Origin of the sequence: Micromonospora sp. DH13 (genome assembly GCF_020873825.1) — a bacterium.
GTDB classification, from domain to species: domain Bacteria; phylum Actinomycetota; class Actinomycetes; order Mycobacteriales; family Micromonosporaceae; genus Micromonospora; species Micromonospora haikouensis.
The window spans coordinates 1-12,636 of record NZ_JAHWGR010000042.1 but is presented as its reverse complement, the minus strand read 5'-3'; the positions used below and the strand labels follow the sequence as shown (position 1 = coordinate 12,636).

The 12,636-nt window shown below is 76.4% G+C and carries 9 protein-coding genes and 1 pseudogene; 5 read left to right on the top strand and 5 right to left on the bottom strand.

What is annotated here, in order from left to right:
* Nucleotides 1–4 precede the first annotated feature (4 nt).
* Nucleotides 5–1,096 (bottom strand): ferredoxin reductase, encoded by a 1,092-nt coding sequence (locus tag LPA42_RS29060; RefSeq protein ID WP_077939831.1) that lies wholly within the window; start codon nt 1,094–1,096, stop codon nt 5–7.
* Between the two features lie 84 nt (nt 1,097–1,180).
* On the opposite strand from LPA42_RS29060, the gene LPA42_RS29055 reads away from it, so the two are divergent.
* Nucleotides 1,181–2,413 (top strand): CdaR family transcriptional regulator, encoded by a 1,233-nt coding sequence (locus LPA42_RS29055; RefSeq protein ID WP_077939867.1) that lies wholly within the window; start codon nt 1,181–1,183, stop codon nt 2,411–2,413.
* A 77-nt stretch (nt 2,414–2,490) separates the two neighbouring features.
* On the opposite strand, the pseudogene LPA42_RS29050 reads toward LPA42_RS29055, so the two are convergent.
* Nucleotides 2,491–3,444 (bottom strand): annotated as a pseudogene (locus tag LPA42_RS29050) (hydroxyacid dehydrogenase); the annotation flags it as partial.
* A gap of 101 nt (nt 3,445–3,545) precedes the next feature.
* Complete coding sequence (locus LPA42_RS29045; RefSeq protein WP_077939830.1) at nt 3,546–4,400, bottom strand: BTAD domain-containing putative transcriptional regulator; 855 nt, start codon at nt 4,398–4,400, stop codon at nt 3,546–3,548.
* Between the two features lie 228 nt (nt 4,401–4,628).
* On the opposite strand from LPA42_RS29045, the gene LPA42_RS29040 reads away from it, so the two are divergent.
* Genes LPA42_RS29040 through LPA42_RS29030 form a run of 3 tightly spaced genes read left to right on the top strand, consistent with a single transcriptional unit; the run spans nt 4,629 to nt 7,350 of the window.
* The gene (locus LPA42_RS29040; protein WP_198956746.1) at nt 4,629–5,555 is read left to right on the top strand and encodes a UbiA family prenyltransferase; all 927 of its coding nucleotides are present in this window, start codon (nt 4,629–4,631) and stop codon (nt 5,553–5,555) included.
* Nucleotides 5,556–5,605: 50 nt separating this feature from the next.
* Nucleotides 5,606–6,691 (top strand): sensor histidine kinase, encoded by a 1,086-nt coding sequence (locus LPA42_RS34610; protein WP_077939829.1) that lies wholly within the window; start codon nt 5,606–5,608, stop codon nt 6,689–6,691.
* On the top strand, nt 6,688–7,350 hold the full coding sequence (locus LPA42_RS29030) for a response regulator transcription factor (RefSeq protein ID WP_077939828.1): 663 nt from the start codon (nt 6,688–6,690) through the stop codon (nt 7,348–7,350). The genes LPA42_RS34610 and LPA42_RS29030 overlap by 4 nt, the downstream gene beginning before the upstream one ends.
* Nucleotides 7,351–7,411: 61 nt before the next feature.
* On the opposite strand, the gene aroF is transcribed toward LPA42_RS29030, so the two are convergent.
* Together aroF and LPA42_RS29020 are read right to left on the bottom strand one after the other, a co-directional pair.
* Complete coding sequence (gene aroF, locus LPA42_RS29025; RefSeq protein WP_077939827.1) at nt 7,412–8,509, bottom strand: 3-deoxy-7-phosphoheptulonate synthase; 1,098 nt, start codon at nt 8,507–8,509, stop codon at nt 7,412–7,414.
* Between the two features lie 94 nt (nt 8,510–8,603).
* On the bottom strand, nt 8,604–12,074 hold the full coding sequence (locus LPA42_RS29020) for a non-ribosomal peptide synthetase (protein WP_077939826.1): 3,471 nt from the start codon (nt 12,072–12,074) through the stop codon (nt 8,604–8,606).
* A 298-nt stretch (nt 12,075–12,372) separates the two neighbouring features.
* Here LPA42_RS29020 and LPA42_RS29015 point away from each other — a divergent pair.
* Nucleotides 12,373–12,636: MbtH family NRPS accessory protein (locus tag LPA42_RS29015; protein WP_228987002.1), on the top strand; the 264-nt coding region annotated here is incomplete at its 3' end.

Genomic DNA, 12,636 nt, shown 5'->3' with positions numbered 1-12,636 from the left:
CCTGTCAGAGGTCGATGTCGCAGGTACCGGCCGCCGCCGACACGCAGGTCTGGATGAGCACGCCGTCGCCGGGGACGGCGGTGGTGATCTCCCCGTTGCGCAGGTCCCGGACCGCGCCCTGGCGCAGCGGCACCACACAGCCGAAGCAGATGCCCATCCGGCACCCGGACGGCATGAGCACCCCCGCCTCCTCCCCCGCGTCCAGCAGGGGGGTGCCGCCGTCGGCGGCGACGGTGACCCCGGCGCGGGTGAAGGTGACGTCGCCACCCGTGCCCGGGGAGATCACCGTGGGCCGGAACCGCTCGGTGTGCAGCCGGTCGGCCGCCCCGTGGGCGGCCCAGTGGGCCTCGACCGCGTCGAGCAGGCCGACCGGGCCGCACGCCCAGGTCTGCCGGTCGAGGTGGTCGGGCACCAGGTCGGCCAGCTCGGCCACGCCGAGCACGCCGTCGGTGTCGGTGTGCCGCTCGACGAGACGGATCGCGCCCCGGTCGGCGAGGCCGCGCAGCTCGGCGGCGAAGATCACGTCGTCGGGGGTGGGCGCGGAGTGCACCAGCACGACGTCCGCCGCGGCGGGCACGCCGGCGCGCAGCATCCCCATGACGGGGGTGATGCCGCTGCCGGCGGTGAGGAAGAGGACCTTCCGCGGCGCGGTCGCGGGCGCGACGAAGTCGCCCTGGGCCTGGTCGAGCTGGACCAGGGTGCCGGGCCGGACCCGGCGGACCAGGTGGTTGCTGACCCGGCCGTCCGGGATCGCCTTCACGGTGACCGAGATCAGCCCGTCGCGGCGGCCGGGGGCGGAGGTCAGCGAGTAGGCCCGCCACTGGCGGACCCCGTCGACGTCCACGCCGAGGCGGACGTACTGCCCGGGGGTGTGCCCCTGCCAGCCCCGGCCGGGCCGGATGGTCACCGTCGCCGCGTTCCGGGTCTCGGGCCGGACGTCGAGGATCCGCCCGCGCAGGGCGGCGCCGGAGCGCAGCGGGGCGACCAGGTCGAGGTAGTCGTCGGGCAGCAGCGGCGTGGTGACCGTCTCGGCGAGCCGGAACAGCCTGTCCCGGACGGTGCGGCGGCCGGACGGGCGCGGGACGGTGGTGGTCATAGGACCAGGGTGGCGGACACGATCGCATAACATCTTGGCCAAGAAAGATGAAAGGCCCGCACGGTTTTGTTCCGGGAGAACAAGATGTCGGAAGAGTCGGGGACCGGTCGCCGCGCGGCCCACCTCGCGTTGGACGCGCCGACGGCCGCCCGCCTGCTCGCGGTGCTGCCGGCGGTCGCCGAGCGCACGGTCACCGCGATCACGGCCGAGGTGCCGGCCTACTCGGGCACCCTCACCGGGCAGATGCGGGCCAAGATCGAAAACGCGGTACGCATCGCGTTGGGCACCTTCCTCCAGCTCGTCGGGCGCCCCCAGGCGGCGGCCGACCCGAGCACCCCGCTGGCCCCCGCGCTGGAGGCGGCGTACGCCCTGGGCAGCGGCGAGGCCCGCTCCGGCCGCAGCATGGACGCGCTGCTGGCGGCGTACCGGGTGGGGGCGCGGGTGGCCTGGCGGGAGGTCTCCACCACCACCGTGCGCGCCGGGCTCGCGGCGACGACCGTCGCCGAGTTCGCCGAGCTGATGTTCGCCTACATCGACGAACTGTCCGCCGCCAGCGTGGCGGGGCACGCCGACGAGCTGGCCAGCGTGGGCCGGGCGCGGCAGCGCTACCTGGAGCGGCTCACCCAGCAGCTGCTGGCCGGCGAGGCCGAGGACGTGCTGCGCCGCAGCGCCGCCCGGGCGGACTGGCCCCCGCCGCAGACGCTGACCGTCGTGCTGCTGCCCCGCAGCGGCCTGCGCACGGTGCTGACCGCGCTCAGCCCGCACACGCTGGAGAGCGGGGAGGACGTGCCGGGGCCGGAGCCGGCCGAGGAGCTGGCCGTGCTGCTGGTGCCCGACGTCCACGGCGGCCGACGGCGGCAGCTGGCCCGGGTGCTCCGCGGTCACCGGGCGGTGCTGGGACCGGCCCGGCCGTGGCACCGGGTGGCCGGGTCGTACGAGCGGGCCGCCCGCGCGCTGCTGCTCGGGCTGCCCCGCGACGACGCCGACGCGCCCCTGGACACCGAGCGGCACCTGGCGCGGCTGCTGCTCAGCGTGGACCCGGAGGCCCTGGCCGACCTGCGGGCGCAGGTGCTGGAGCCCTTCGCCGCGCTGCCGCCGGCCACCGCCCACCGGCTCGCCGAGACGCTGCGGGCCTGGCTGCTGCACCAGGGCCGCCGCGACGACGTGGCGGCGGCCCTGTTCGTGCACCCGCAGACGGTGCGCTACCGGATGGCGCAGGTGCGGGAGCTGTACGGCGACCGGCTGCTCGACCCGCAGACCGTGCTGGACCTGACGCTCGCCCTGGCGGTGCTGCCGCCACCGCCGGAGCCGGGCTGACCGCCGGTGTCGGTGGGCGCGGGACGGGTCGGGCCGCCCGCTCAGGCCGGCACGGCGGCGCGGCGCGGGCCCGGCCGGTTGACCGCGTCGGGGACGTCGTCGCCGCGCAAGGCCGCCCGGACGCTCTCGGCGGCGGCGACGCCCGCCTTGACCTGGGCTTCGGCGGTGGACGCGCCCAGGTGCGGGGTGACCACCACCTCGTCGAGGGCGAACAGCGGCGAGGCCACGCAGGGCTCGGTGGCGAACACGTCGACGCCCGCCCCGGCCACCCGGCCGGCGGCGATCGCCTCGGCCAGCGCCTCCTCGTCGACCAGGCCGCCCCGGGCGCAGTTGACGATCCGTACCCCCGGCTTGACCCGCGCCAGCTCCGCCCGGCCGATCAGCCCGACGGTCTGCGGGGTGCGCGGCAGGTGCAGGGAGATGAAGTCGCTGGTGGCCAGGAGCTGGTCGAGGCCGACGAGGGCGACGCCGACCCGGGCGGCCCGCTCGCAGGTGGCGTACGGGTCGTAGGCGACGACCCGGGTGCCGAACGCGGCCATCCGCTGGGCGAAGAGCACACCGACGCGGCCCAGGCCGATGACGCCCACGGTCTTCCCGGCGATCTCCACGCCCGTGAACCGGGACCGCTGCCAGCGCCCCTGCTTGAGCGCGGCGCTGGCGGTGGCGGTGTGCCGGGCCACGGCGAGCAGCAGGGCGACGGCCTGCTCGGCGGCGGACACGACGTTCGAGGTGGGCGCGTTGACCACCAGCACGCCCCGGGCGGTCGCCGCCGGCACGTCGACGTTGTCCACGCCGACGCCGGCGCGGGCCACCACCCGCAGGCGTACCGCCGCGTCGAGGGCCTCGGCGTCGATGCGGGTGGCGCTGCGGATGACGACGGCGTCGGCGTCGGGCAGGGCCGCCAGCAGCGCCGCCCGGTCGGCGCCGTCGACCCGACGTACGTCGAACTCGTCGGCCAGCAGGCGCAGCGCCTCCCCGGCCAGCTCCTCGGTGACCAGCACCCGCTGCCGGGCGCCGGCCCCGGTCGTCATGGTCTGCTCGCTCATCTTCGCTCTCCTCGGGGACGTCCGGATCTCCCCCGGCACGCGACGCGCCGGTGCGCCGACGATGGACCGTGGGCGTTAGCCGGTGGTTACGCGGTCAGCGACAGCGGCTGCAGGCCCCGCGCGGCGGGGCGGCGGGGCGACGCCGGACGGGGGGCCGAGGCCCGCCGCCCGCGCAGCCGCCCGGTGAGGGCGAGATCGCGGATCTGCCGGGTACGCCCGGTCGGGCCGACGTCGAGGCCGTCGCGCAGCCGCTGCACGCACAGGTCGTACCAGCTGCGGACCTGACCCAGCTCGCCGAGCATGCCGTGCACCACCAGCAGGTTCTGGTACGCCTCCTCCTGGTACGGGTCGACCGACAGGATGCGCCGGCACCAGGTGACGACCGCGCGGGGATCGTCGCGGAGCATGGCGTCGGCGCGCAGGTGGTGCAGCGACCGCAGCACCATGGCCCGGGTCCACTGGCGCTGTTCGTCGACCCAGTCGGCGGTCTCGCCGTTGAGGAAGTCGCCCTGGTAGAGGCTGATCGCCCGGTGGTGGGCGGCCAGGGCCCCGCCGGTGTCGCCGGTCCGCTCGGCCTCCCGCGCGGCGTCGACGGCCGCCTCGAACTCCTCGGCGTCGACGCAGATCTCGGCGCACCGCAGCAGGTATCCGACGTCCTGGTAGACGATCTCGACCCCGGTGCCGCCGGGGCAGCTGCCGAGGATCTGCCGCAGCGCGTGGGCGGCCACCTTCAGCGAGGTCGACCGGTCCGTGTCGCTGTCGGGCCAGAGCACCTCGTAGAGCCGCTCCCGGGGCACCACGTGACCCCGGTTGAGCACGAGGAACTGGAAGAGGTTGCGCGCCTTGCCGGCGCGCCAGCGCTCGACGGGCACGCCGTCGACGGTGACCGCGAAGTCACCGAGGAAACGAACGGTGACGGCGGCGGGAGGGTTCGGCAGCATGGGTGTCCCTTCTCAGGCGGTGACGGAAACCTTCATCGACACCTCCGACGCTAAAACGACCTCCCGAGTCCACAAGGGAACCGTTCGCAACTGGGTACTCCCCCTACGACCAAGGTGACAGTCGGGCTACGACCTACCGCACCCGGGCGCTGTGACCTGCGACAGACGACCGCGCCGTCGTCCACACCGGACGATCGGTCCGACGACGACCGAGGGGAGCTGGTGACGATGACCATGAGCACGCTGACGGCGACCCGACCGTCGGGCCGGTGGTGGCGGGCCCTCGGCCTGTCCTTCGTGGAGGCCCGGCCGGTGGTGCAGGTGATCTTCCTGCTCCGGTTCGCCGCGGGCGCGGCGGCCGGCGCGTTGTCCGGGGCGGACCTCGACGGCGCCCTCGGCCGGGGCGCGCTGGCCTGGCTGCTGCTGACCTGGAGCGTCTACCTGCTCAACGGCGTCGCCGACGTCACCGAGGACCGGGCCAACGGCTCCCGCCGCCCGATCGCCCGGGGCCGGCTCGACCGGGACGTCGCCCTGCGGACCGCGCACGGGCTGGCGGCGGCCGGCCTGCTGGTGGCCGCGACCGTCGGCTCGACGCTGGTGCTGCTCGGCGCGGGGCAGCTCGCGCTCGGCTGGTGGTATTCGATGGGCCGGGCGCCGTTGAAGCGCCGGGTCGCCGGCACCGCCGGCGCGGTGGTGATCGCCGGCCTGCTCACCTACCTGGCCGGGGCGGACAGCGCCGGGGCCCGGCCGGTGCCGCACCTGTGGGTCTTCTGCGTCGCGATGGCCCTGTGGATGGCCGTCGGGGCCCTCGCCAAGGACCTCTCCGACGTGCCCGGCGACCGGCTCGCCGGGCGACGCACCCTGCCCGTCACGCGGGGCGTGCCGTGGGCCCGCCGGTCCGTGGCGGCCGTCGCGCTCACCGTCGCGCTCGCCTTCCTGCTCGCGGCCCACGACGCGTGGCCGGCCGTCCGGGTCGCGTCCTGGCTCACCGTGGCCGGGGCGCTGGTGCTGACCGGGTTGACCTGCGGGACGGCCGGGGACGGCACGCCGGCGCGTCGACGCCGCCCGTACCGGGTCTTCATGGCCACCCAGTACCTGGCCCACCTGGCGCTACTCGGTCCGGTTGCGACCTGTGTCGGCACTCAGGGACACTAGTGTGCGGGGGTCAACTCGGACCATGAGCCGGCGCTGGGCTGAGAGGTGCGGTGGGGGACACGAGGACAGATGCGGGCACGACCGGACGCGGCCTGCCACCCGCGGTCCGGGCCGAGATCCTCGACGCCTACGAGCAGCGACTACGGGCCACCGGCAACGCGATCTTCGCCGACCCGGAGGCGCGCCGGCAGGCGCTGTGCCAGGCCAACGCGGTCATCGACGACGTCGACCGGTACGGGGCCAGCGGCACCGCCGAGATGACGCCGGTGGCGACCCCGTTCACGCTCAGTGTCGGCCGCGACCGCGCCCAGCGCGGCATCCACCCCGTCCAGTCGCTGCGCGCCGCGACCCTGCTCTTCGAGGCCGCCCTGCCCCCGCTGATCCGCGAGTACGCCCGCGGGGACGCCGACGACGGCGCGGTCACCGCCACCATCGCCGCCACGCTGCACCGCACGATCATGGCCCGGATCGAGACGGGCGCCCTGTCCTACGTGGGTTTCCTGCTGGAGCGGGTGTTCACCTCGCACCTGGCCGAGCGCCGCCGGATCGGCCGGGAGCTGCACGACCGGGTGGCGCACGCCATCGGCGTGGGGCTGCAACACCTCGACCTGCACCGCATCTACCAGAAACGCCGGTCGGACCGGGCCGAGGGCAAGCTCGACCAGGCCGGGCGCGCCATGCGGGACGCGCTGTCGCTGACCCGGGCCCTGTCCGAGGAGCTGCGGCACTCGGTGGGGCCGGCCGGGCTGGAGGACGCGCTGCGCGGCTACCTGAAGGCGAGCGTCCCGTCGAGCGTCGCGATCACCTGCACCGTCACCGGCGACACCCGCACCGTCCCGCAGGCCATCGCCGAGGAGATCTACCTCGTGCTGCGCGAGGCGGTCCGCAACGCCCTGCTGCACTCCGGCAGCGACCGGCTGGACGTCTCGGTCGAGGTGTGCGGCACGGCGCTCACCGCGACCGTCCGCGACCACGGCCGCGGCTTCACGCCGAGCCCCCAGGACCTCTCCGGCGGCGGCCTGCTGTCCATGCGGGAACGCGTCGAGCTGGTCGGCGGGGCGGTGTCCATCTGCCCCGGCCCCGCCGGGGGCACCACGGTCGCCATCTGCGTGCCGTTGTCCGGGGAGTCGCGATGACCCACGGCACCGGGCAGACCCGGGTGGTCGTCGCCGACGACCACATGCTGTTCCGCGACGGCCTGCGCGAACTGCTGGAGACCGACCCGGGCTGCGCCGTGGTGGGCGAGGCGGCCACCTCCGACGAGGCCCTCGCGCTCGTGGCCCACCTGCACCCGGACGTGCTGCTGCTCGACGTCGAGATGCCCGGCCCCGGCACGCCGGTCGTCATCGACCGGGTGCGCCGGGAGTTCCCGCACACCCGGGTCATCGTGCTCACCATGCACGAGAGCGCGGCCATCGTGCAGGACCTGCTGGCCCGGGGCGCGTACGCCTACCTGGTGAAGAACATCGCCGGCGAGGAGCTGATCGCCGCCGTGCACTCCGTCGGCCGGGGGCGGGACAACGTGCTGCTGTCGGTGTCCCGGGAGACGATCGGCCAGTTGGAGAGCCACCAGGAGGGCACGCCGCCGCTGCTGTCGCAGCGGGAGCTGGACGTGCTGCGGCTGGTCGCGCAGGCGTACAGCAACGGGCAGATCGCCCACCGGCTCGGGATCACCGAGGGCACCGTGAAGCGGCACCTGACCAACATCTACGCCAAGCTCGACGCGGTGTCCCGGGTGGACGCCATCCGCAAGGCCGTGGCCGCGCGGCTGCTCTCCACCGAGGAGACCAGCTGACCGACCGGGCCGCCCCGGGTGGCACCGGGCCGGGGCCGGCCGGTCAGCTCAGGCCCGACGGTCAGCGCCGGACGACCCGGGCCGCCGCCACCGGCCCGGCCGGCGCCCCCGCCAGCACCAGTTCGCGCTCCTCGCCGGCCCGCCGGTCGGCGGTGAGCCGCCCGGCGGCGCGCGCCACCTGGAGCACCCCGTCGACGAGCTCCGGCAGGCGGTGCGTGGGCAGGGCCTGCTTGCCGTCGCAGAGCGCCGCGGCGGGGTCGCAGTGGGTCTCCACGATGATCCCGTCCGCGCCGCAGGCCGCCGCGGCCAGGGCCAGCGGCAGCACCCGGCTGGTCTCCCCGGCGGCGTGGCTCGGGTCGATGATCACCGGCAGGTGGCTGCGCTCCTTGAACACCGGCACGGCGGCGATGTCGAGGGTGAAGCGGTAGCCCGTCTCGAAGGTGCGGATGCCGCGCTCGCAGAGGACGACGTCGGGGTTGCCGCCGTCGAGGATGTACTCGGCGGCCATCAGCGTCTCGTCGATCGTGGCGGCCAGGCCGCGCTTGAGCAACACCGGCACCCGCAGCCGGCCCAGCTCCCGCAGCAGCGCGTAGTTCTGCATGTTGCGGGCCCCCACCTGGAGCATGTCCACCGCCGGCAGCATCGCGTCGAGGTCGCGGACGTCGAGGACCTCGGAGACGACCGGCAGGCCGGTGGCGCGGCGGGCCTCCGCCAGCAGGGCCAGGCCACGCCGGCCCAGCCCCTGGAAGGCGTACGGGGAGCTGCGCGGCTTGAACGCGCCGCCGCGCAGGGCGTGCGCGCCGCAGTCGCGTACGGCGTGCGCCACCTCCAGCAGCTGGTCGCGGCTCTCCACGGAGCAGGGGCCGGCGATGACGGTGAACCCGCCCGGGCCGACCGTGGCGTCGCCGAGCCGCACGCTGCTGGGCAGCCCGATGCGGGCCTGGGCGGACGCGCACGGGTACTGCCCCGGCACTCCGGCGACGTGCCGGACCTGGGGCAGGTGCGCGACCGCCTGGTCCACCGTCGCCAGGTCGCCGGTGAGGGAGAGCAGGTGGGGGCTGTGCCGGCGCACGTCGGAGCCGACCCGGTCGGCCAGGTTGAGCACCTGGGACAGTTCGCTTTCGGTGGCCGTCTCCCGGAGCACGATGATCACGGTCATGGTTCACCTCGCTGAATCTTCGACGGGGGTCCGCGCCGGCCGGCGCGGGCCCTGAGCCGGTGGCGGCGACCGACGCCGCCGCCACCGGTGGAGGTCAGCCGCCCACCGCGACGGTGGCGGGGGCGGTCGGGTCGACGGCCGGGTCGGCGAGCCGGGCGCGCAGGGCGGCGTCGACGCGGTCGAGCGTCGCCCGGGCCGCCTCGCCGCCCGGGCAGGTCCAGTCCAGCTCCAGCCGGGGGCCGGTCACCCGCGCGGTCAGGTCGGCCGCGACGCCGGGCAGCAGGTTCGCCCGGCGTACCGGCAGCCAGTCCTCGCCGTCGTCGTCGGCGCGCAGCACGCGCACGGCGACGGCGGGCCCCCCGTCGGTCGGGCCGCCGGTCAGCGGGCCCACGACGTCCCGGGCCGCCGCCGGCGCGCCGGCCGGGGCCGGAGCCAGGGCCGCCGGGGCCCCGGTCGCCTCGGCGTACGCGTCGACGGCGAGCGCGCCGAGCAGCTCCTCGGGGCCGGTGCCGGCCCGCCGGGCGGCGGCGGCCAGCGCGGACCAGCCGTCGCCGACGGCGCGCTGCAACCGGACCGGATCGGCGGCGACGGGCCCCGCCGGCGCGGCGGACTCCGCCGGCGGCGCGGGTTCGGCGCGCAGCAGGTCCCGGACGGTCAGCGCGGGCGCGGGCCCGTCCGGCTCCTCGTAGCCGGCGGCGAGCAGCCGGGGCAGCACCTCGTCGAGGCTGCGGTCGTCGGCGACCGCCGGGTGCACGGCCAGGTGCACGGCGACGACGTCGTCGGGCAGCAGCGTCAACCGCAGCCGGTACGGTGGCCCCTCGGCCAGGTCGAACGGCGTGGCCAGCAGCTCGGCGCGGACCTGGTCGAGCCGGTCGGCGGCGTCGACGGCGTCGGTCAGGTCGCGCACCGGCGGCGGGGCGGGCGCGCGCTCGACGACCCGCTGGGTGCCGTCGGCGGCGAAAACCAGCCGCAGGGCGTCCTGCTGCGTGACCAGCCGCTGCCACGCGGCGACGAACCGGTCCACGTCGAGCCAGTCGCGCTGCCACTCGACGTACCGCACGCCGGGTGCGCCGGCCAGGCCGGCCTGGGCCGCGCCGAGGCCGAACGGCGCGTGGCGGCCCGCCGCGTCGTGCGTCACGACCCCGGGGGCCCGCCGGGGAGTGCCGGCCCGCTCGGCGAGGGCGGCCACGGTGGGCGCGCGGAACAGCTCGGACATCTTCAGCCGCAGCCGCGCCTCGTCGCGCAGCCGGGCCAGCAGCCGCATCGCCCGCAGCGAGTCGCCGCCCAGCTCGAAGAAGTCGTCGTCGACGCCGATGTCGTCGAGGTCGAGCACCTCGGCCCAGATCCGGGCCACCCGCTCCTGCGCCGGGTTCTCCGGCGCCCGGTACGGCGTGTCCAACTCGGGGCGGGTGCGCGGCGGGGGCGGCAGCACCGCCCGGTCGATCTTGCCGTTGGCCGTGGTGGGCAGGTCGTCGACGACGTACGCCGCCGGCACCATGTAGCTCGGCAGCCGCCGCCGCAGGGCGGCCCGGACCGCCGTCAGCTCCGGCGGCCGGGCGCGGTCCGGCTCGACGTACGCGACGAGCCGCCGCTCCCCCGGGGTGTCCTCGCGGGCCAGCACCGCGCACTGGCGCACCCCCGGCTGCTCGGCCAGGACGCTCTCGATCTCGCCGAGGTGCACCCGGTAGCCGCGGATCTTCACCTCGTTGTCGGTGCGGCCGACGATCTCCACGGTGCCGTCGGGCCAGTACCGGGCGACGTCGCCGCTGCGGTACAGCACGGGGTACGGGTCGCCGGGCAGCTCGTTGGGCAGGAACTTGGCGCCGTTGACCTCCGGCCGGTTGAGGTAGCCGCGCGACAGGCTCTCGCCGGAGACGTACAGCTCGCCGAGCACCCCGGGGGGCACCGGCTGGCGGTTCGCGTCCAGCACGTACGCCCGGACGTTGGCCACCGGGCGGCCCACCGGCGGCATCCGGTCGGGGCGGCCGTCGGGCGCCTCGGCGGCCAGGGTGGACAGGTCGCAGGTGCCGACCACGGTGGCCTCGGCGGAGCCGTAGACGTTGAGCACCCGGAACGGCAGCTGCGGGTCGGGCCAGGAGCGCACCCGCTCGCCGGCGATGCGCATCCAGCGCAGCGCGGTGCCGGCGGGCCAGTCCAGCCGCCACAGCCGCTCGGCCATCGCGGTGAGCACCAGCGACTGCTCGATGCGCTGCTCGACCAGCCAGTCGCGCAGCTGCTCCGGGGACGCGGCGACGGCCGGCTCCGGGATGTGCACGGTGCCGCCGACGGCCAGGATCGGGAAGCAGTCCACCTGCACCAGGCCGAAGCCGGGCGAGCAGAGCCAGGTGCCGCGCTGCCCCGGCGCGAGGCCGCACTGCTCGCGCAGGACGTGCACGGTGTTGCGCAGCGGGCCGTGGCGCAGCAGCACCGCCTTCGGCTTGCCCGTGGACCCGGAGGTGTAGGCGATGTGGCAGACCTCCTCGTCGGCGACCGGGCAGCCGGGGTCGACGGCAGGGGCGGCCCGCCACTCGTCGCCCTCGACCTCCACGACGGGGCAGGCCACCGCGCCGAGGCGGGCGCGCAGGCCGGCGCGGGTCAGCACGGCCGCGGCCCGCGAGTCGTCGACCATGAACTCCAGCCGCTCCTGCGGGTACTCGGGGTCCAGCAGCACCGCCGTGGCGGCCAGCCGGAACGCGGCGAGCTGGGCGAGGATGCTCTCCGGGGAGCGTTCCAGGCAGACGCCGACCCGGTCGCCCCGGCCGACGCCGAGGCCCGCCAGGTGCTGCGCGAGCCGGTTGGCGTCGGCGTCGAGGTCGCCGTAGCCGAGGGTGCGGTCGCCGGCCACGACGGCGGGACGGTCGGGGGCCTCGCGGGCGACGTGGGCGACCAGCTCGGGGAACTGCTCCGGCGGGAACTGCCGGGCGGTGTCGTTCCACTCGTAGAGGATGGCCGACCGCTCGTCGGGGCCGAGCAGGGGCAGCTCGGCGACGCGGGCGTCCGGGTCACCGGCGAGGGCGGTGAGCAGCCGGCCGAGGTGCGCGGCGATGCGCGCGACGGTGCCGGGGGCGAAGCGCGGGTCCGCGACGAGGCACGTGCGCCCGTCGGCGCTGGTGACGGTCAGCTCGGCGGCGGCCGGGTCGGCGGCCTCCGGCGGCCCGTCGACCACCACCGCGTGGCAGGGCCGCTGCCCGCCGGCCGGGTCCACGCCGCGTAGCCGCGCCAGCTCGGCCGGCGTGACCCCGCCGAGGTCGACGGCCGCCCGGACGGCCTCGGCGGCGGCGGCGCGCAGCCCGGCGACGGTCTGTCCGCCCTCGACGGTGAGCCGGACGGCGAGCAGCCGCCCGGTCGCGGCCACGGACCGGCCGACGAGCAGGCGCGGCTCGCCGCCGTAGCGGTGCAGCAGCGCGCCGACGCCGGCGAGGAGGTCGGCGGCCGGGTACGGCCCGCCCGGCACCTCCCGGACGACGGGCGCCGCGTCGCGCGCGGCGGCGGTCCGGTCGGCGGGCAGGTTGACCGCCCGCGGGACGTCCTGCAGATGTCGCTCCCAAGCAGCGGTGTCGGGCACGGCCGCCTCCTTCAGGTGGTCGACGGATCTCGGTCTCGGGTCGGCGGGCGTCGCGCCCGGATCGGCACGGCCCCGCCCCCGTCGCTGGTTGTCGGTCTCCGGCGGACGTTAGGCAGGCCGGGTTAGACCCCGGTTACGGGCGTCCCGACGGCGGGCCCGACGCCGGATGGCGCGACGGCCGGCGGGCGCGGGTAACCGGGAGGCAACCGACGCGACGTATCATTTCCCACTCAATCCACCGGAGCCGGTCCGTGCCGGATATGGCGGACCGGTCCACCGACGGAACGGGAGGCCGGCCATGGCAGCACAGTTCCTCCGCGTCGTCGTCAACCGGGCCGGGCGGTACGCGTTGTGGCCACACGCCCACCCCACGCCGGCCGGCTGGGCCGACACCCACTTCATCGGCAGCCGGCTGCGCTGCCTGGCCCAGATCGGTGAGCTCAGCCGGACCCGGGGCGTCCCCGCCACCGGCCCGCCCGCCCACCCACCGGCGCACCTCCCGGTGCGGCTGCCGGCCGGGGCGTCGGGGCGGGTCGCCGTCGCCGACCCGCAGCACCAGCAG

What these genes read in the sequence shown, in the direction of transcription:
- aroF (WP_077939827.1), bottom strand. Translation starts at nt 8,509, where the DNA reads ATGACCGTGATCATCGTGCTCCGGGAGACGGCCACCGAAAGCGAACTG.
- LPA42_RS29055 (WP_077939867.1), top strand. Translation starts at nt 1,181, where the DNA reads ATGTCGGAAGAGTCGGGGACCGGTCGCCGCGCGGCCCACCTCGCGTTG.
- LPA42_RS29060 (WP_077939831.1), bottom strand. Translation starts at nt 1,096, where the DNA reads ATGACCACCACCGTCCCGCGCCCGTCCGGCCGCCGCACCGTCCGGGAC.
- LPA42_RS29030 (WP_077939828.1), top strand. Translation starts at nt 6,688, where the DNA reads ATGACCCACGGCACCGGGCAGACCCGGGTGGTCGTCGCCGACGACCAC.
- LPA42_RS29045 (WP_077939830.1), bottom strand. Translation starts at nt 4,400, where the DNA reads ATGCTGCCGAACCCTCCCGCCGCCGTCACCGTTCGTTTCCTCGGTGAC.
- LPA42_RS29040 (WP_198956746.1), top strand. Translation starts at nt 4,629, where the DNA reads ATGACCATGAGCACGCTGACGGCGACCCGACCGTCGGGCCGGTGGTGG.